The organism is Cellulomonas sp. Marseille-Q8402, from assembly GCF_965119525.1.
This window is the reverse complement of sequence record NZ_CBCPLX010000001.1, coordinates 881,634-900,916: the sequence shown is the minus strand read 5'-3', so window position 1 is coordinate 900,916 and position 19,283 is coordinate 881,634. Positions and strand designations below refer to the sequence as shown.

13 protein-coding genes are annotated in these 19,283 nt (G+C 76.4%); 10 read left to right on the top strand and 3 right to left on the bottom strand.

Features of this window, described 5'->3' with window-relative positions; genetic code table 11:
- Positions 1-164: 164 nt before the first annotated feature.
- Genes ACWPWW_RS04190 through ACWPWW_RS04180 form a run of 3 tightly spaced genes read right to left on the bottom strand, consistent with a single transcriptional unit; the run spans position 165 to position 4,620 of the window.
- Positions 165-2,399, bottom strand: a complete 2,235-nt coding sequence (locus ACWPWW_RS04190) for a transglutaminase family protein (RefSeq protein ID WP_454049084.1) — start codon at positions 2,397-2,399, stop codon at positions 165-167.
- A complete protein-coding gene (locus tag ACWPWW_RS04185; RefSeq protein ID WP_454049083.1) occupies positions 2,396-3,616 on the bottom strand; it encodes a DUF58 domain-containing protein in 1,221 nt (406 codons plus the stop codon). The genes ACWPWW_RS04190 and ACWPWW_RS04185 overlap by 4 nt, the downstream gene beginning before the upstream one ends.
- Positions 3,616-4,620 (bottom strand): AAA family ATPase, encoded by a 1,005-nt coding sequence (locus ACWPWW_RS04180; protein ID WP_454049082.1) that lies wholly within the window; start codon positions 4,618-4,620, stop codon positions 3,616-3,618. Before ACWPWW_RS04180 ends, ACWPWW_RS04185 begins: the two co-directional genes overlap by 1 nt.
- A gap of 455 nt (positions 4,621-5,075) precedes the next feature.
- On the opposite strand from ACWPWW_RS04180, the gene mraZ reads away from it, so the two are divergent.
- The 10 genes from mraZ to murC all read left to right on the top strand — a co-directional run bounded on the left by mraZ (position 5,076) and on the right by murC (position 18,975).
- Positions 5,076-5,510 carry a division/cell wall cluster transcriptional repressor MraZ gene (mraZ, locus tag ACWPWW_RS04175; protein ID WP_203669252.1) on the top strand — a complete coding sequence of 145 codons (435 nt, stop codon included), beginning with the start codon at positions 5,076-5,078 and terminating at the stop codon, positions 5,508-5,510.
- Positions 5,511-5,715: 205 nt separating this feature from the next.
- Positions 5,716-6,798, top strand: a complete 1,083-nt coding sequence (rsmH, locus tag ACWPWW_RS04170) for a 16S rRNA (cytosine(1402)-N(4))-methyltransferase RsmH (protein ID WP_454049081.1) — start codon at positions 5,716-5,718, stop codon at positions 6,796-6,798.
- Entirely contained in the window at positions 6,795-7,226 is a 432-nt protein-coding gene (locus ACWPWW_RS04165; protein WP_454049080.1) for a hypothetical protein, read from the top strand. Before rsmH ends, ACWPWW_RS04165 begins: the two co-directional genes overlap by 4 nt.
- The gene (locus ACWPWW_RS04160) at positions 7,223-9,094 is read left to right on the top strand and encodes a peptidoglycan D,D-transpeptidase FtsI family protein (protein ID WP_454049079.1); all 1,872 of its coding nucleotides are present in this window, start codon (positions 7,223-7,225) and stop codon (positions 9,092-9,094) included. Before ACWPWW_RS04165 ends, ACWPWW_RS04160 begins: the two co-directional genes overlap by 4 nt.
- Positions 9,095-9,176: 82 nt before the next feature.
- Positions 9,177-10,790 (top strand): UDP-N-acetylmuramoyl-L-alanyl-D-glutamate--2,6-diaminopimelate ligase, encoded by a 1,614-nt coding sequence (locus ACWPWW_RS04155; RefSeq protein ID WP_454049078.1) that lies wholly within the window; start codon positions 9,177-9,179, stop codon positions 10,788-10,790.
- Entirely contained in the window at positions 10,787-12,292 is a 1,506-nt protein-coding gene (locus ACWPWW_RS04150; protein ID WP_454049077.1) for a UDP-N-acetylmuramoyl-tripeptide--D-alanyl-D-alanine ligase, read from the top strand. Before ACWPWW_RS04155 ends, ACWPWW_RS04150 begins: the two co-directional genes overlap by 4 nt.
- Positions 12,289-13,365, top strand: coding sequence for a phospho-N-acetylmuramoyl-pentapeptide-transferase (gene mraY, locus ACWPWW_RS04145; RefSeq protein WP_454049076.1), 1,077 nt, complete (start codon positions 12,289-12,291; stop codon positions 13,363-13,365). The genes ACWPWW_RS04150 and mraY overlap by 4 nt, the downstream gene beginning before the upstream one ends.
- The gene (gene murD, locus ACWPWW_RS04140) at positions 13,362-14,831 is read left to right on the top strand and encodes a UDP-N-acetylmuramoyl-L-alanine--D-glutamate ligase (protein ID WP_454050393.1); all 1,470 of its coding nucleotides are present in this window, start codon (positions 13,362-13,364) and stop codon (positions 14,829-14,831) included. Before mraY ends, murD begins: the two co-directional genes overlap by 4 nt.
- 11 nt (positions 14,832-14,842) lie before the next feature.
- Positions 14,843-16,075, top strand: a complete 1,233-nt coding sequence (gene ftsW, locus ACWPWW_RS04135; protein WP_454049075.1) for a putative lipid II flippase FtsW — start codon at positions 14,843-14,845, stop codon at positions 16,073-16,075.
- Positions 16,076-16,149: 74 nt separating this feature from the next.
- Positions 16,150-18,975: a UDP-N-acetylmuramate--L-alanine ligase gene (murC, locus tag ACWPWW_RS04130; protein ID WP_454049074.1), complete on the top strand. Its 2,826-nt coding sequence runs from the start codon at positions 16,150-16,152 to the stop codon at positions 18,973-18,975.
- Positions 18,976-19,283 lie beyond the last annotated feature (308 nt).

Below are 19,283 nucleotides of genomic sequence, written 5' to 3'. Positions count from 1 at the left end.
GGTACCGGCGTCCGGGCACCGGCGTCCGGGCACGGGCGTCCGGGCACGGTGAGTGCGCCGTCGCGCCCGGACGCTTCGCGCGCAGGCCACCCGGCCGCAGCCCCCGTGCTTCGGCACGTCGGTCACGCGCCCGCAGGGACCCTCGCCCGGGGCGGGCCCCGCGGTCAGGCCTCGGCGGGGAGGGGGCCGGCGGCGTCGTCCCGGGTGCGGGTGCTGACGTCGGTGAGCACCGCGCCGACCCAGGCCTGGAGCTGCGCGGGGTCGTACTCCTCGGGCGACGGGGCGTACCGCTCACGCTCGAGCGCGTGGGCCAGGGCGACCAGCGCCGCGTCGCCCTCGGGTCCGAGCGGCCGGCCACGGCGGGCGGTGACCTGCTCCCGGACGGTCGCGACGGCCTGGCGCGGGGTGTGGGCGTCGGACCAGACGATGCCGGCACGCCGGAGCCGGTCGCGCAGCCGCTTCCAGGCGACCTCGGGCGCGAGCTCGGGTCCGGGACGGCGGCGGAGCCAGGCGAGCACGGCGGCGGTCGCGGCGGCGAGGGCCAGCAGGACGACGACGGCGACGAGCGGTCCCCGGGAGCCGGTGTCGACGGTGTCGCCGGGCAGGCCGCCGCCGGTCGACCCGGGCGCGGTGCTGGCCTCGGCGGTCGGCGCGGTGGTGCTCTGCGGCGCCGCGGCGGACGGTGTCGCGGTGGGGGCGGCGGCGCTGAACGGGTTGCTCCAGGACGGCGGCGGGCCGGTCTGCACGGCCGGCGTCGGCTCGAAGCGGACCCACCCGGTGCCGGGGAAGTACAGCTCGGGCCAGGCGTGCGCGTCGGCGCCGGTGACGCGGTACGCGCGGTCGGTGCCGAGCTCGCCCGGCAGGAACCCGACGCCGAGCCGTGCGGGGATGTCGAGCGCCCGGGCCAGCACGGTCATGGAGGTCGCGAATTGCACGCAGTAGCCACGGCGGCTCTGCAGGAAGTCCCAGACGGCGTCGTCGCTCTCGCCGGCGTCGACGGACGTGTCGTAGCGGAACTGCGTGCCGTCGCGGAAGTACGACTGCAGGGCGAGCGCCTGGTCGTAGACGGTGGTGGCTCCGGCGGTGATCTCGGCGGCGATCGCGCGCAGGTCGTCCTCGTGGTCGGTCTCGGGGACCCCGAGGTAGCTCTGCACGTCGTCGGGGACGTCCCCGGCGGCGGACCGGAGCAGCGCGGGGGTCAGGTCCGGCACCTCCACGAGCATGTCGTAGGCGGTGCCGACGTCGGTGCGCTGGCGGCCGACGACCTCGTCGCGGGCCGCGTCGTAGCCCCAGGGACCCTCGATGTCGACGGTCCGCGGGAAGGTGCTGACCGGCAGCCGCTGCTCGCGCAGGGCGCCGACCCGGACGTCGACCTCGGCGAGCGTGCCGCGTGCGGCGTCCGGGGTCGCGCCGACCAGCGACGGGTCGGACGCGAGCAGCCCGTCGCGGTCCCAGTCGTCGACGTCGGCGTCGGCGTCGCGCTGCCACGACCGGCCGTCGAAGTCCCGGAGCGTGAACGACCGCAGCGGCCCGACCAGGCCGGCGGTGACGGCGGGCCCGTCGCCGTCGTCACCGGAGTCGACCGTGTAGGTCAGCACGACCTGAGAGGACTGCTGCCGCAGGCTGTCCCGCAGGTCCAGGTCGTCGGCGAGGCGGACCGGTCCGACGGCGCCGGTGCCGACGTCCGGCAGGTCGACCCACGACCACGCGGGCACCGCGGCCACGACCGGGCCGGCGGCCAGGGTGACGACGACCAGGCCCGCGGCGCCGGCCACGACGACCCCGGCGCGCTGGGTCGTGCGTTCCCGGGGGACGGGCGGCTGGGCCAGCGCCAGCAGGATCAGGTAGAGGAAGGCGGTGACGGCCAGCGCCCAGGTGCTGCCGCCGAACCCCAGCACGACGGCCGGGGTCCACATGGCGACGAAGGCGAGCCCGGTGAGCGCCGGCATGCCGCAGCCGACGGCGAGCAGGTCCGCGGCGAGGAACACCAGCACGGCCGCCCCGACCAGGACGAGCTCGACGGGCGGCCACACGACCATCGGGACCACGGAGGTCTCGATCAGCTGACCGGCCTGGGTGAGGAGCTGGCCGGCGTGCTCGACGGTGCCGGGTCCGACCAGCAGCGGGTTGCCGCCCGGCGGCGTCGCGTACCAGGCGAGCAGGCCGTAGGCAGCGGCGACGAGCCCGGCACCCGAGGGCAGCCAGGCGGAGGCGGTGAGGCTGCGCACCCCGCCGACGACGAGGGCGGTGGCGCCGACGGCCACGGCCGCGTGCCACCCCCACGCGCCGGGGGCGAGCAGGCCGGCGAGCGCGCCGAGCGCGGTGCAGGTCGCGAGCGCGACGAGGGCGGTCGCGACGGGCGAGCGCCAGCCGCGGCGCAGCGTCGCCTCGCCGCTCACGCGGCACCCCCGGTCAGGCGCCACCACGTGGCGGCGAGGTCGGCCCCGGGCTCTGCCTGGACGACGCGCCACCCGGCGCGGCGCAGCGAGCGTGCCGTCGCGGTGGCGGCCTCGTCGTGGTCCCCGCCGCGGACCACGGCCCAGCCGGGCCGGGTCTGGCTGACGCCGGCGAGCGCGGCGCGGCCGGCGGGGCCGTGCGGGCCGAGCACGGCCACGACCAGCCCGGAGCCGCCGTCGGCCTCGTCGAGCCCGCGGATCTCCGCCAGCAGCGCGCGCTCCGCGGTCGCGGCGTCCGGCTGCCCGACCAGGTCGACGGTCGCGTCGAGCAGCCGCTGGGCGTTCGGGGCGTCCGCGCGCGTCGCGCGCGGGTCGTCGACCGCGGTCCCGGTGAGCAGGTGCGTCGGGTGCCCGGCGCCGTGCACGGCGAGGGCGACGGAGGCTGCGAGCGAGATGCTCCACTCCAGGTCGTCCCCGGGCACGGGCTGGTCGAGCAGCACGGTGACGGGGCGCATGCCGGCACGCTCGTCGGAGCGGACCACGAGCTCGCCGCGGCGGGCGCTGCTGGGCCAGTGCACCCGGCGCAGGTCGTCGCCGACCCGGTAGTCGCGCAGCGCGGCGTCGTCGGGCGCGGGGGACTGGGCGCCGACGACGGAGCGCTCCGGCTCGGCGACCAGCAGCTCGCGCGGGACCGGCAGGTCGACGACGGCCGGCCAGACGGTGACCGTCTCCCGCTCGCCGAGCGTGGCGCGGACCCGGGCGACGCCGAAGGGGTCCGTGCGCGTGACGACGAGCGGCCCGAGGGCCCAGCGGCCGCGGCGCGTGGCCTGCACCGAGTAGCGCAGCCGCACGGCGCGGGGTTCGCGGGACACGGTGGCGCGCAGCGGCCGGCCGCCGGAGAGCTCGACCGCGGCCTGCTCGCGCAGCCGCAGGTCGGTGAGGCGCGCGCGGGCCGCGCCCTGGGCGAGGCTGACCTCGACCAGCACGTCGGCGGTGCGGCCCACGTGCACGGGGTCGGGACGCAGGGAGCGGCGGGTGCGCAGCCCGCGGCCGCGCCCGGGGTCGACCAGGCCGACGCCGAGCAGGCCGAGCACCACCAGCAGGACCGGCAGCGTGCCGATGGTCAGGAGGTCGGTGGACCCGAAGGCCGTGCCCGTGGCGCCGACGACCAGGCCGAGGACCACCAGGCCCACGCCGCGGCGGGTCGGGCGCAGGCGCATCAGCCCGCCGCGGTCCGGTCGTGGACGGCGACGCGGGCCGGCGCGGGGACGGCGGTCCGCGCGACGAGGTCGGCGACGACGTCCTGGCCGGAGCGGCCCGACAGCCGCGACTCGGCGCTGAGGATCAGGCGGTGCGCCAGGACGGGCTCGGCGAGCTGCTGCACGTCGTCCGGGAGCACGTGGTCGCGCCCGTCGACCGCGGCGAGGCCCTTGGCGGCGCGGAGCAGCTGGATCGCGGCGCGCGGGGACGCGCCGAGCCGCAGTGCCGCGTCGTCGCGGGTGCCGGACACGAGGTCGACGACGTACTGCTTGACCGCGGGGGAGGCGTAGAGCTGGCGGGTCGTCGCGACCAGCCGCCCGACCTGGGCGGCGTCGGTGACGGGGGACAGGTGCGCCAGCGGGTCCGACGTCTCCTGCAGGTCGAGCATCGCCAGCTCGGCCTCCACGCTCGGGTAGCCGACGGTGAGCCGGGCCATGAACCGGTCGCGCTGCGCCTCGGGCAGCGGGTAGGTGCCCTCCATCTCGACCGGGTTCTGGGTGGCGACGACCAGGAACGGGCGCGGCAGCGGGTAGGTGGTGCCGTCGACCGTGACCTGCGCCTCCTGCATCGACTCGAGCAGCGCCGCCTGGGTCTTCGGCGACGCGCGGTTGATCTCGTCCCCGATGACGATGTGCGAGAAGACCGGACCGGGGCGGAACTCGAACTCCTGCGTGGCGGCCCGGTAGATCGTGACGCCGGTGAGGTCGCTCGGCAGCAGGTCGGGGGTGAACTGCACGCGGCCGACGGTGCAGTCGATGGTGCGCGCCAGCGCCTTGGCCAGCGTGGTCTTGCCGACGCCGGGCACGTCCTCGAGCAGCAGGTGCCCCTCGGCGAGCAGCACGGCGACCGTGGTGCGCACCAGCTCCGGCCGGCCGGCGATCACGCGGTCGATCCCCGCGCGGATCCGGTCCGACACATCGATGAGCTCGTCCATCTCGGACGTGCCGGGCACGGCTCGCGGCATGGGGGACCCCTCTGGTTCGACTGGGGGAAGCCTAAAGGGCGGTGCACGCGGGCGGGAGGTGAACCGCAGCCCGGCTCCTCCACATCCCCCCACCGCGCCCGCGCCCCGGCCCTCCACCTTCCTCCCCGCCCGGCGGGACACCCGGAGGTCGAGCGCGGCCGCACCAGCCCTGACCTGCGTCGATGCGGTTCGTGCTCCGGAGCCCGGCCGTTCTCGGTGGCCCGAGGGGGGTGCGGGCGACCTGACGGGGCGCGGAGATTCCTCCACCCTGCTCCACCGGTCCTGACCTGCGGCGACACCTCAACTTCACCCGCATGCCGCCGATTCCATCCGTGACGGTGGAGCGAAGTGGAGTACCGTGGAGACATCGGGGGCCGAGGGGTGCCCGAGCACGCGGTCCGGGGGAGGAGGGCGACGTGGGGTTCGAGCAAGCACTTGCCGGACTCGGCGCCACCGTGCCCTTCCTCGGGACGCACACCCCGAAGCTCGACGAGAAGGGGCGCCTGATCCTCCCGGCGAAGTTCCGCCCCCAGCTCGCCCAGGGCCTGGTCATGACCCGGGGCCAGGACCGCTGCCTGTTCCTGCTGCCGCTCGACGAGTTCGCGCGGATGCACGACAAGCTGCGCCAGGCCCCCGTGACCAGCAAGCAGGCCCGCGACTACCTCCGCGTGTTCCTGTCCGGCGCCTCGGACGAGACGCCGGACAAGCAGGGCCGGATCTCGATCCCGCCGATGCTCCGCGCCTACGCGGGCCTCGACCGGGACGTCGCCGTGATCGGTGCGGGCACCCGGGTCGAGATCTGGGACCTGCAGGCGTGGGAGACGTACCTCGCGGAGCAGGAGGCCGGCTACGCCGAGACCGCCGAGGAGGTGTTCCCCGGCGCCTTCTGACCGCACGACCGAGCAGCACCCCAGCACGACCCAGCACCACCCGGAGCACGACCGAGCACCAGCACCACCGCCCGGCGAGACCTCCCCCCGGCAGCTCTGACGCACTTCCCCGGCGTCAGAGGGCCGGTGGGGGATCTGGTCGGACGGCGGAGGGGCCGCCCGACCACCACCGTGCTCCACCCGGACCGCACTGAGAGGAGCCCCCATGACCGAGCGCGACGCCGCGTCCCGGCACACGCCGGTGCTCCTGCAGCGCTGCCTGGACCTGCTCGGCCCCGCGCTCGCGGAGCCGGGTTCCGTCATGGTCGACGCGACGCTCGGCATGGGCGGGCACACCGAGGGCGTGCTGGCGGCGTTCGAGCACGTGCGGGTGGTCGGCGTCGACCGCGACCCCGAGGCCCTGCGGCTCGCGTCGCTGCGGCTCGCGCGGTTCGGCGACCGGTTCACCCCGGTGCACGCCGTCTACGACGAGATCCCCGAGGTCCTCGAGGAGCTCGGGCTGCCCGGCGTGCAGGGCGTGCTCATGGACCTCGGCGTCTCCTCGCTGCAGCTGGACGAGGCGGAGCGCGGGTTCTCCTACGCGCAGGACGCCCCGCTCGACATGCGGATGGACCCGACGCGCGGCCGGACGGCGGCCGAGGTGCTCAACACCTACGCCGAGGCCGACCTCACCCGCGTGCTGCGCGAGTACGGCGAGGAGCGGTTCGCCGGTCGCATCGCCCGGCGCATCGTGCAGGCGCGGGAGAAGGCCCCGATCGAGCGGTCGGGGGAGCTGGTGGACCTGGTCCGCGCGGGGATCCCCGCGGCGGCCCGGCAGACCGGCGGCAACCCCGCGAAGCGCACCTTCCAGGCGCTGCGCATCGAGGTGAACGACGAGCTGGCCGTGCTGGCGCGCGCCGTGCCGGCCGCGATCGAGTCGCTGGTGGTCGGCGGGCGGATCGTCGTCGAGGCCTACCAGTCGCTCGAGGACCGCCTGGTCAAGCGCGCGTTCGCCGCGGGCGCCGAGATCAGCGCCCCGCCGGGGCTGCCGGTGGTGCCGGACACCCACGAGCCGTTCCTGCGCCTCCTGACCCGGGGTGCGGAGGAGGCCGACGAGGCCGAGCTGGCCCGCAACCCCCGCTCGCAGTCGGTGCGGCTGCGCGCCGCCGAGCGCCTCCGCCCGACGCCCGAGCACCTGCGGCCCGGCCGCACCGACGACAGTCCCGGTGGTCGTGGCGCCCGCCACGGCCGCAGCACCCGCAGCCCCGACCGCAGCACCCCGACCCACGGCCCGAGGAGAACCGCATGAGCGCCGAGCAGGCCGCACCGCGGGTGTCCGCCCCGCGCGTCCGCCCCCGTCCGGCAGGCGCGCCGGGCGCGCCGGCGTCCTCCCCGGCCGCGAAGCCGCGCCTGCGGCTCGTCCGGCCGCCGGCGCAGGCGCGCACGCACGTGCCGTTCGTCGTCACGTGCATGGCGATCCTCGCCGCGGCGCTGCTGGCCGCCCTGCTGCTGAACACCCAGCTCGCCGCCGGCGCCTACGCCACCCGCACGATGGACGTCCGGCTGGCCGAGCTGGCCCGCACCGAGCAGGCGCTGTCGGCGGAGATCGACGCGAACAAGGCCCCGGCGCGGCTCGCCGAGCGCGCGATCGCCCAGGGCATGCAGCCCGCCGGCTCCACCGGCTGGCTGCGGCTGTCGGACGGCACGGTCCAGGGCGGGACGGGAGCGGGCGAGTGAGCACGCCGACGCGCCGCACCGCCGCCCCGGCGCGCCCGGTGCGGTCGCGCTCGACGGGTGCTCCCGGCGGCCACCTGCCCACGCAGCGCGGTCGCGGCGGGTCGGGTCCGCAGCGGCCCGGCGGCCCGAGCGTCGCGCAGCTCAACCGCCGGCGCACCGTGCTGGTGGTGCTGGTCGCCCTGCTGCTGACCGTGTTCTCCGGCCGGCTGGTCTGGCTGCAGGGCATCGAGGGCGACGCCATCGCCGCCGAGGCGCTGGGCAGCCGGCTCACGACGGCCCAGCTGGTCGCGGCACGCGGCCAGATCACCGACAGCCAGGGCGAGGTCCTCGCCACCTCGGTGGACCGCTACGACATCGTCGTGAACCAGAAGCAGATCGCCACCTGGTCGGCCAAGGTCGACGGCGAGTCCTACTCGGGCGCGGCCGGGGCGGCCCAGCTCCTGGCGCCGCTGCTCGAGGTCAACGCGGCCGAGCTCGGCGCCAAGCTGGACGGCGACTCCGGGTACAAGTACATCGTCAAGGGCGTGCTGCCCGAGGTGTGGCAGGCGGTCCGCGAGCTGCGGATCAACGGCATCAGCGGCGAGCAGGTCGCCGAGCGGACGTACCCGAACGGGAACCTCGCGGGCAACGTGCTCGGCTGGGTGAACGGGGACGGCGAGGGCGCGCAGGGCATCGAGGCGATGCTCGACGAGGAGCTCTCCGGCACGCCGGGCACCACGACGTACGAGCGCGGGGCCGGCGGTCAGCAGATCCCGGGCGGGTTCCAGGAGTCGACCGCGGCGACCGACGGCCGCAGCGTGCAGCTGACCCTGAACGCCGACCTGCAGTGGAAGGCCCAGCAGGCCATCGAGGCCCAGGTGGCCGCGACGGGGTCGGACTCGGGCTCGATCGTGGCGATCGCGCCGAAGACGGGGGAGATCCTGGCGATCGCGGAGTCCCGCACGGTCGACCCGAACGACCCCGGCGCCACCACCGACCTGCTCGGCGGCTCCGGAGCCGTCTCGGACGTGTTCGAGCCCGGCTCGACGGCCAAGGTCATCACCATGGCCGCGGCCATCGAGACCGGCCTGGTGGACCCCCTCGACCAGTTCGAGGTGCCGTACCAGTACACGACGTCGAACGACCAGACGTTCAAGGACTCGCACGAGCACGCCGGCCTGCGGCTGACCACGACGGGCATCCTCGCCGAGTCGTCCAACACCGGCACCGTGATGATCGGCCAGAACATCCCGCAGCAGGTCCGGTACGACTACCTGGCCAAGTTCGGCTTCGGGTCGCGGACGGGCATCGAGCTGCCGCAGGAGTCCGCCGGCCTGCTGCACCCCTCGGAGGACTGGGACGGCCGGTCGAAGTACGCCGTGCTGTTCGGCCAGGCCGTGTCCGTCACGGCGCTGCAGGCGACGGACGTGTTCGCCATCATCGCCAACGACGGCGTCCGCGTCGCCCCGCACCTGGTGAAGGGCTGGACGGAGCCGGACGGCACCTACACGCCGGCGCCCGCACCCGAGACGACGCAGGTCGTCTCGCAGGCGACCGCCGACACGGTCCTGACCATGATGGAGAGCGCCGTCGACGAAGGCACCGGCTCGTCCGCCGCCATCCCCGGCTACCGCGTCGCCGGCAAGACGGGAACCGCGCAGTCCTGGGCCGGCGACGGCAGCCAGGGGATCACGGCGTCGTTCATCGGCGTGGCGCCGGCGGACGACCCGGAGATCGCCCTGAGCGTCGTGCTGCACAACCCGCGGACGTCGGAGTGGGGCGGCACCGTGGCCGGTCCCGTGTTCTCCGACGTGGCCGGATACGCCCTGACCGAGCTCGGCGTCGCCCCCAGCGGGGCGCCGGCGCAGCTGTTCCCGACGACCTGGTGACGGCCGTGCGGCGTGCCGCGCGCACCCCCCGGCGGACCCCTGCGGTCGCGGGGGGTGCCGCCTCGCGCGGTAGATTCTCCCTATGACGTCCCCGCAGGGCCGGCTGCGCCCGGAGCACCCCCACCGACGCCGGGTCGCCGACCTCGCCGACGCGTTCGGCCTCGTCAGCGCCGCTGCGCCGGTCCCGGCGGACCTCGAGACCACGGGCGTCACGGTCGCCAGCGGCGACGCCGCGCCCGGCGACGTCTTCGTGGCCGTCCCCGGGGCGCGCACGCACGGCGCGGCCCACGGCGCGCAGGCGGTCGCCGCCGGCGCGGTGGCGGTCGTCACGGACGACGCGGGCGCTCGGCTGCTCGCCGGCGACGCGGCGCTGGCGGGGGTGCCGGTGCTCGTCACCGACGACCCGCGGGGCACCGCCGGGCCGATCGCCGCGTGGCTGCACGACCACCCCGGCCGCCGGGTGACAACGGTCGGCGTCACCGGCACCAACGGCAAGACGACCACGACCTACTTCGTGGACGCCGCCCTGCGCCGCGCGCACGAGCGCACGATCGTCATGGGCACGGTCGAGCTGCGGATCGGCGACGAGGCGATCGAGAGCCCGCGCACGACGGTCGAGGCGCCCGTGGTGCAGTCGATGCTCGCGCTCGGGCTCGAGCGCGGCGCGACCGCCGCCGCGATGGAGGTCTCCTCGCACGCCCTCGCGCTCGGCCGGATGACCGGCCTGGAGCTCGACGTCGCCGGGTTCACCAACCTCCAGCGCGACCACCTGGACTTCCACGGCGACATGGAGGGCTACTTCGCCGCCAAGGCGCAGCTGTTCCGGCCGGGCCACGCGCGCCGGGGCGTCGTGGTCGTCGACGACGCGTGGGGACGCCGCCTCGCAACCGAGGCCGAGATCCCGGTCGACACCGTCGCCACGCACGTCGGCGCGCCCGAGGGCGAGACCGCCGACTGGGCGGTGACCGACGCCGACGTGGGCCTGGACGGCGTGGGCTCCTCGTTCACGCTGCGGGCACCGGACGGCGCCGAGCACCGCGCCGCCAGCCCGCTGCCCGGCCTGGTGAACGTGTCGAACGCGGCGCTGGCCGTCGTCCTCGCGTACCGCGCGGGCGTGCCGCTGGACGTCGCGATCGACGCCGTCGGCACGGCCCACCAGATCCCCGGTCGCATGGAGCGCGTCATCGAGCGCCGCGAGGGCTCCGGCGGCGCGGGCGGCCGCCCGCTGTGCCTGGTCGACTACGCGCACACCCCCGACGCCCTCGTGCTCGCCCTCGAGGCCGTGCGCCCGATCACGCCGGGCCGCCTGGTCATCGTGTTCGGGTCGGACGGCGACCGCGACCAGGGCAAGCGCCCGATCATGGGGTCGGTCGCCGCGCGGCTGGCCGACGTGCTCGTCGTCACGGACGAGAACCCCCGCTCGGAGGACCCCGCGTCCATCCGGGCTGCCATCCTGTCCGGGGTGCGCGAGGAGCGCCCCGACCTGGCCGACGTGCACGAGGCGAGCAGCCGCACGCAGGCCATCCACGACGCACTCGACCTCGCCACGGAGCTGGACACCATCATCATCACGGGCAAGGGCCACGAGCCGACGCAGGAGATCGCCGGGGTCTTCCACCGGTACAACGACCGCGACGTGCTGCGCGCGGCGGACGCCGCGCTCACGGCGCGCGAGGCGCAGGAGCAGCACGCGTGATCGCGATGACGGCGGCGCAGGTGGCGGCCGCGACCGGGGGACGGCTGTGCCCGGAGGACCTCGACCCGGCGACCGTGGTCACCGGCCCGGTGGTCGTCGACTCGCGGCAGGTCGAGCCCGGCTCGCTCTTCGTCGCGCTCCCGGGGGAGCAGGCCGACGGCCACGACTTCGCGGGGGCCGCGGTGCGCGCGGGCGCCCACCTGGTGCTCGCGGCGCATCCCGTCACCCACGACGGACCCGACGACGGCGGCCCGGTGACGCTGCCGTCGGTCGTCGTCGACGACGTCGAGAAGGCGCTGGGCGACCTGGCGCGCGCCGTGCTGGCGCAGCTCCGTGAGGCCGCGGTGGAGCCCGGCGGCACGGACCTGCGGGTCATCGGCGTCACCGGCTCGGTCGGCAAGACCACGACCAAGGACCTGCTGGCGCAGCTGTGCACCGCGGCCGGCCCGACCGTGGCGCCGGTCAAGTCGTTCAACAACGAGATCGGCCTGCCGCTCACCGTGCTGCGCGCCGACGAGCAGACCCGGTTCCTCGTGCTCGAGATGGGCGCCTCCGGGATCGGCCACCTGCAGTACCTCACCGACATCGCACCGCCCGACGTCGCCGTCGTCCTCGTCGTCGGCCACGCCCACCTGGAGGGCTTCGGCGGCATCGAGGCGGTCGCGCGCGCGAAGGCCGAGCTCGTCGCCGGCCTGGCGCCGGGCGGCGTCGCGGTGCTCAACGCCGACGACGACCGCGTCCTGGCCATGGCCGCGCAGGCGCCGGGACCGGTCGCGACCTTCGGCACGACGTCGGGCGCCGACGTCCGCGCCGTGGACCTGCGGGTGGACCGCGCGGGCCGCGCCGCGTTCACCCTCGACGCCGGCCCCGTGCCGCCCGTCGAGGGGGACGCGCCCGGGGAGCGGCAGCGGGCCGAGGTGACGCTGCGCCTGGTCGGGGAGCACCACGTGCACAACGCGCTGGGTGCCGCCGCCGCGGCCCTCGCCGTGGGCCTGCCGCTCGAGGACGTCGCGGCCGGGTTGTCCGCCGCGGACGCGCTGAGCCCGCACCGGATGCACGTCGTGGAGCGCGCCGACGGCGTGACCGTGGTCGACGACTCCTACAACGCCAACCCCGACTCGATGCGGGCCGCGCTGCGCGCCCTGGCCGTCCTGGCCGGGCGGGAGCGCCGCTCGGTCGCGGTCCTGGGCGAGATGATGGAGCTCGGCGCCGACTCGCGCGCCGAGCACGAGGCGGTCGGCCTCCAGGTGGTCCGGCTGAACATCGGCCTGACGGTCGTCGTCGGGCGCGGCGCGCTCGGCATCGCGGCGGGCGCGCAGCGCGAGGGCTCCTGGGGCGACGAGGTGGTCATGGTCGACGACGTCGACGCCGCCGCGGCGTTCCTGGAGTCCGAGCTGCGCCCGGGGGACGTCGTGCTGGTGAAGTCCTCCAACGACGCGGGCCTGTGGCGGCTGGGCGACCTGCTCACCGCCGCCCGGCCGACGACGGAGGTGCACCCGTGATCTCCGTCCTCGTCGCCGGTGGCGTCGCGATGGTGGTGGCGCTGCTCGCCACCCCGCTGTTCATCAACTTCCTGGTCACCAAGCAGTACGGCCAGTTCATCCGCCAGGACGGGCCGACCGCGCACTACACCAAGCGCGGCACGCCGACCATGGGCGGCGTCGTGATCATCGGCGCCACGCTGATCGGGTTCGGCGTCGCGGCGCTGGCCACGGGGAACCTCCCGAGCGCGTCCTCGGTGCTGGTGCTGTTCCTCATGACGGGACTGGGGGTCGTCGGGTTCCTCGACGACTTCATCAAGATCTCCCGGCAGCGCAGCCTCGGGCTCTCGGCGCGCTGGAAGATCGTCGGCCAGGGATTCGTCGGCATCACCTTCGCGGTCCTCGCGCTGCAGTTCCCCGACGTGACCGCGCGCACCCCGGCGTCCACGAAGATCTCGTTCATCCGGGACACCGGGCTCGACCTCGCGTTCGCCGGGGCCACGATCGGCGCGATCCTGTTCGTGATCTGGGCCAACTTCCTCATCACGGCGTGGTCGAACGCGGTGAACCTCACCGACGGGCTCGACGGGCTGGCCACGGGCGCCTCCCTCATCGTGTTCGGCGCCTACGTCATCGTCTGCGTCTGGCAGTTCAACCAGCGCTGCGCCCTCACCGCGGGCGCCCGCTGCTACGCCACCCGCGACCCGCTCGACATGGCGGTGGTGGCCGCGGCCATCACCGGCGCGTGCTTCGGGTTCCTCTGGTGGAACGCCAGCCCGGCCAAGATCTTCATGGGGGACACCGGCTCCCTGGCGCTCGGCGGCGCGCTGGCCGGCATGTCGATCGTCACGCGCACCGAGGTGCTCGCCGCGATCATCGGCGGCCTGTTCGTGATCATCGTCCTGTCCGACGTCATCCAGATCGGCTTCTTCAAGATGACGGGCAGGCGGGTGTTCAAGATGGCACCGCTGCACCACCACTTCGAGCTGTCGGGGTGGGGCGAGGTCACGATCGTCATCCGGTTCTGGTTGATCGCGGGGCTGTTCGTGGCGCTCGGCGTCGGCATCTTCTACGCCGAGTGGGTGACGGGCTGACCGTGGCCGGCGACCCTGTCGAGCTCGACCGGAGCGGGCTGGCGTCGGCGCGGGTCGTCGTCGCGGGCCTCGGCGTCTCCGGGCGCGCGGCGCGCGACGTCCTCGCCGGCCTCGGCGCGCACGTGACGACCGTGGACGACCGCGCCGACGACGCGGACGCGACCGTCGAGGCGTTCCTCGCGGGCGACCGGCTCACCGACGCCGACGTCGTCGTGGTCTCGCCCGGCTGGCCGCCGTCGCACCCGCTGCTCGCGGCGGCGCGGGCCGCGGGCGTCCCCGTCTGGAGCGAGGTCGAGCTCGCCTGGCGGCTGCGCGTCGACCGGGACACCGGCGACGGCCCGGCGCCGTGGCTGGCCGTGACCGGCACCAACGGCAAGACCACCACCGTGGAGATGCTGGCGTCGGTGCTGACCGCGGCGGGCCGCCGGGCGGCCGCCGTCGGCAACGTCGGCACGCCCGTCGTGCTGGCCGCGACGGACCCGGCGATGGACGTGCTGGCGGTGGAGCTGTCGAGCTTCCAGCTGCACCACACCGAGTCGATGGCCGCGCAGGCCGCGGTCGTGCTGAACGTCGCCGCCGACCACCTGGACTGGCACGGCTCGCTCGACGCGTACGCGGCCGACAAGGGGCGCGTGTACGCGGGCGTCGAGGTGGCCTGCGTCTACAACGCCGCCGACCCCACCACCGAGCACCTCGTGCGCGAGGCGGACGTCGCGGACGGCGCGGTCGCCGTCGGGATCACCCTGGGCGCGCCGTCGGTCGGCCAGGTCGGCCTGGTCGACCAGGTGCTCGTCGACCGCGGGTTCGCGGCGCTCCGGCACACGCACGCGGCGGAGGTCGCGACCTTCGACGACCTCGCGCACCTGGCGGGGCCCGACGGGCTCGCGCCGCACGTGGTCCAGGACGCGCTCGCCGCCGCGGCGCTGGCGCTCGCGCACGGCGTGCCCCCGGAGGCGGTCGGCGCGGGGCTGCGCGCGTACCGGCCGGGCGCGCACCGCATCGCGACGGTCGCCGAGGTCGACGGCGTGCGGTGGGTGGACGACTCCAAGGCGACCAACGCGCACGCCGCGGCCGCCGCGCTCGCCTCGTTCGAGGCCGGCAGCGTCGTGTGGATCGCCGGCGGGCTCGCCAAGGGCGCCACGTTCGACGGCCTCGTCGCGGCCCGGGCCGACCGGCTGCACGCCGTCGTGCTCATCGGGGTGGACGCCGCGCCGCTCGCCGACGCGCTGGCCCGACACGCGCCGCAGGTCCCCGTCGTCCGCGTCGATCCCGGTGACACTGGGTCGGTGATGACCCGCGCCGTGACCGAGGCCCGCCGCCTGGCGGACGCGCGCGCGACGGCTGCTCCGGGTCGCACCACGGTCCTGCTGGCGCCGGCGTGCGCCTCGATGGACCAGTTCGACTCGTACGCCGCGCGGGGGGACGCCTTCGCCGCCGCGGTCCGCGCCCTGCACCCGAGGGGGTGACACCGGCGCCGATGGCCCAGACGACCGCACCGCCGGCAGCCGGCACCACGCCGCGCGCCCCCTCCCGCCTCGGGCAGTGGAACAGCGCCGTCACGAGCTACTACCTGCTCGTCGGCGCCAGCATGCTGCTGCTCGTCCTCGGGCTCGTCATGGTGCTGTCGTCGTCCTCGGTGGAGTCGCTCGCGTCCGGGGACTCGCCGTACGCGGTCTTCCTCAGCCAGGCGCAGTACGCCGTGATGGGCCTGCCGCTGATGTGGCTCGCGTCGCGGGTGAAGCCGCACACCTACCGGCGGCTCGCGTGGCCGCTGCTGGGTCTGGGCCTGTTCGCGCAGCTGCTCGTGTACACGCCGCTCGGCCGCGGCCGGAACGGCAACCAGGGGTGGATCTACCTGGGCGGGTTCTCCGCGCAGCCGTCGGAGGCCCTCAAGCTCGCGCTGGTCGTCTGGCTCGGGGCGATCCTCGTGCGCAAGCAGCCGATGTTCGACGACTGGAAGCACGCCGCCGTCCCGGCCCTGCCGATCGCCGCGGGCGCGGTCGGCATGGTGCTGCTCGGGCACGACCTCGGCACCGCGATGATCATGCTGATCCTGGTGGCCGGCGCGCTGTTCGTCGCGGGGGTCCCCATGCGGATCTTCGCCGGCGCCAGCGCCGCCGCCGTGCTCGCCGTCGCGGTCCTCGCGATCGGCAGCGCCAACCGCGTCGGCCGCATCACGGACTGGTTCAGCGGCGAGTGCGACCCGATGGCCGGCTGCTACCAGACCAAGCACGGCATGCAGGCGCTGGCGACCGGCGGCTGGTTCGGGCTCGGCCTCGGGCAGAGCCGGGAGAAGTGGTCCTACCTGCCCGAGGCGCACAACGACTTCATCTTCGCCATCATCGGCGAGGAGCTCGGCCTCATCGGGACGCTGCTCGTCCTGGCCCTGTTCGGCGTGCTGGCGTTCGCGATGTTCCGCATCATCGCCCGGCACCGCGACCCGTTCGCGCAGATCGTCACCGGCGGCGTGGCGGCGTGGATCATCGGCCAGGCGCTGGTGAACATGGGGGTCGTCGTCGGCCTGCTGCCCGTGATCGGTGTGCCGCTCCCGCTGGTCTCGGCCGGCGGGTCGGCGCTCATCACGACCCTGGTGGCGCTCGGGGTCGTCACGTCGTTCGCCCGCACCGAGCCCGGCGCGGCCGAGGCGCTCGCCGCGCGGCCGAGCGTGGTCCGCCGGTCCCTCGCCGTGATCGGCCGGACCCGTGCCTGACCGGCGCCCGCACCACCTGCTGCACCGCACGCGCGCGGCCCGCCCGCGCCACCGCCCCTGAACCGGAGGACCCCGTGACCGCACCCGACGACCTGACCGGCACCCCGGGGGACGAGACGGCCGAGCCCCGTCCCCGCGCGGTCCTGCTGGCCGGCGGCGGCACGGCCGGGCACGTCAACCCGCTGCTGGCCGTGGCCGAGGAGCTGCGCGCCCGCGACCCCGAGCTCCGGCTCGCAGTGCTCGGCACGGCCGAGGGGCTCGAGTCCCGGCTGGTGCCCGAGCGCGGCTTCGAGATGTTCGTGGTGCCGAAGGTGCCGCTGCCGCGGCGCCCGACCCCGGACTGGTTCAAGCTGCCGCGCCTGCTGCGCGCCGCCGTGGACGCCGCGGGCGCGGCGATCGACGAGCTCGGGGCGACGGCCGTCGTCGGGTTCGGCGGCTACGTGTCCACGCCCGCGTACCTGGCGGCGCGGTCGCGCGGCGTGCCGGTGGTGGTCCACGAGCAGAACGCCCGCGCGGGCCTGGCGAACCGCCTCGGTGCGCGCACGGCGACCGCGGTGGCCGTGACGTTCCCCGGCACCCGCCTGCCGCGCGCCCAGGTGACGGGGCTGCCGCTGCGCCCGGAGATCGCCGACCTGGTGGCGGCGCGCGCCGCCGACGCCGGTGCCGCGCGCCGCCGGGCCGCGGCCGAGCTGGGCTTCGACCCCGAGCGCGTGACGCTGCTCGTCACCGGCGGGTCCCTCGGTGCCGTCTCGGTGAACCGCGCCGTGGCCGCCCAGGCCCGCGCGATCCTGGAGACCGGCGCGGAGGTGCTGCACCTGACCGGGACCGGCAAGGCCGAGGAGGTCCGTGCCGCGGTGCGCGGCGTGCCCGGCGCCGAGCGGTACCACGTGCGCGAGTACCTGGCGGAGATGGAGCAGGCGCTGGCCGTCGCCGACGTCGTGCTGTGCCGGTCCGGCGCGGGCACCGTCAGCGAGCTCGCCGCGCTCGGCATCCCCGCCGTGTACGTCCCGCTGCCCGTCGGCAACGGCGAGCAGCGGCTCAACGCGCAGCCCGTCGTCGCCGAGGGCGGCGGCCTGCTGGTCGCGGACGAGGAGCTCTCCGCGGGCTGGATCGGTGCGCAGCTGCTGCCCCTGCTCGCGCCGGAGGCCGCCGAGCGGCGCCGGGAGATGGGGGCGGCGGCCGCGCGCGTCGGCGTGCCCGACGCCGCAGGACGGGTCGCGGACCTGGTCGAGGACGCGCTGGCCGAGGGCGAGCGCCGGGTGGCCGAGGCGGCGCGCGCCGCTGCCGAGGCCGCCGCGGAGGCCGCCGCGCGCGCGGAGGCGGAGCGGCTCGCGGCCGAGCAGGCGGAGTCGCAGGAGCCGGCGGACGCGGTCCCCGGTGTCGCACCGGAGACGACCCCGACCGCCGCTGCGGCGCCCGCCGGGCCCGCCCCCGCGCGCGGTCGCGACCTCGCCGACCTCGGGCGCGTGCACCTGGTCGGCGTCGGCGGGGCCGGCATGTCCGCGGTCGCGGGCCTGCTCGTCGGCCGGGGGCTGACGGTGTCGGGCTCCGACGCGAAGGAGGGCCCGGCCCTCGACGGGCTCCGGGCGGCCGGCGTGACGGTGCACGTGGGCCACGACGCGGCCCACGTCGAGGACGTCGACACCGTGGTGCTGTCGAGCGCCATCCGCGAGACCAACCCCGAGCTGGCCCGGGCGCGCGAGCGCGGTCTGCCGGTGCTGCACCGCTCGGAGGCGCTGGCCGCGCTCATGGCGGGCCGGATCGGGATCGCCGTCGCCGGCGCCCACGGCAAGACGACGACCTCGACGATGGTGGCGACCGCCCTGGCCGCGGCCGGACGGGACGACGCGGTCCTCGACCCGTCGTACGCCATCGGCGGCACGGTGCTGACGGCCGACGGAGCCACGCCCGGCTACCGCACCGGTGCGGGCGACGTGTTCGTCGCCGAGGCGGACGAGTCGGACGGCTCGTTCCTCGCGTACGCGCCGGCGGTGGCCGTCGTCACCAACGTCGAGCCCGACCACCTGGACCACTACGGCAGCACCGAGGCGTTCGAGGCGGCGTTCGAGCAGTTCGCCGACCGCGTGCTCGACGGCGGCGCCCTCGTGGCGTGCCTGGACGACGCCGGTGCCGCGCGCCTGGTCGCGGCGGTCGGCGAGCGGCTGTCGCGCCGGGGCGTCCGCGTGCTCACCTACGGCTCCGACACCGCGATCGGCGAGCTGGGTCCGGACCTGGTGCTGGGGCCGGTGCACGCCACGGGCGGGGGCTGGCGCGTCACCCTGACCTCCCGCACCCCGGAGGTGCCGGGCGCCGACCTGACGCTCGCCGTCCCCGGGGACCACAACGCCGCCAACGCGGCCGCGGCCTACCTCGCCGCGTGGGCCGTCGGGGCGGACCCCGGTACGGTGGCCGCCGGGCTGGGCGAGTTCCGGGGGACCGGCCGCCGGTTCGAGGACCGCGGCACGGCGGGCGGCGTCCGCGTCGTCGACGACTACGCGCACCACCCGACGGAGGTGGCCGCGCTGCTGCGCACCGCCCGCGGGGTGGCGGGCGACGGCGCGGTGCACGTGCTGTTCCAGCCGCACCTGTACTCGCGCACCCGCGCGTTCGCCTCGGAGTTCGGCGCGGCGCTCGACCTGGCCGACACGGTGGTGGTCACCGACGTGTACGCCGCGCGCGAGGACCTCGACCCCGACATCACCGGCGACACCGTCGTGCAGCGCGTGCCCACGCCGGGCCGGGCCCGGTTCGTCGTCGACCGGCACGAGGCGGCCCGGGCCGTCGCCGCGGCGGCAGCGCCCGGGGACCTGGTGCTGACGGTCGGTGCCGGCGACGTGACCGAGCTGGGTGCCGAGGTGCTGGCCGCGCTCGCCGGCGACGGCGGGGTGGCGCCCGCGTGACGCCCCAGCGCCCCCGTCCGCCGCAGCCCGGCGGCGCCCCGCGGCCGGCCGGGCCGCAGCGCCCCGCGACGCCCCGCCCCGCGCCCGCGCGGACGCGGGGCTCCGGCACGTCGGCGGGCACGTCGGCGGGGACGTCGGCCGGCACGTCCGCCGGGACGGGGACGGGCACGACCTCCCGGCCCGGGCCGGGTGCGCCTCGCGGCGACCGCGAGCCGGGTCCGACGGCGCCGACGCGCGCGGTCCCCGCCACCCCCGGCGCCCCCGCCGCACCGGCCACGCCTGCTCGGCGCACGAGCGGGTCCGGCGTC

Coding starts and splice junctions, on each gene's coding strand:
- rsmH (WP_454049081.1), top strand. CDS start 5,716: ATGACCGAGCGCGACGCCGCGTCCCGGCACACGCCGGTGCTCCTGCAG.
- ACWPWW_RS04165 (WP_454049080.1), top strand. CDS start 6,795: ATGAGCGCCGAGCAGGCCGCACCGCGGGTGTCCGCCCCGCGCGTCCGC.
- ftsW (WP_454049075.1), top strand. CDS start 14,843: ATGGCCCAGACGACCGCACCGCCGGCAGCCGGCACCACGCCGCGCGCC.
- ACWPWW_RS04180 (WP_454049082.1), bottom strand. CDS start 4,620: ATGCCGCGAGCCGTGCCCGGCACGTCCGAGATGGACGAGCTCATCGAT.
- ACWPWW_RS04155 (WP_454049078.1), top strand. CDS start 9,177: ATGACGTCCCCGCAGGGCCGGCTGCGCCCGGAGCACCCCCACCGACGC.
- ACWPWW_RS04185 (WP_454049083.1), bottom strand. CDS start 3,616: ATGCGCCTGCGCCCGACCCGCCGCGGCGTGGGCCTGGTGGTCCTCGGC.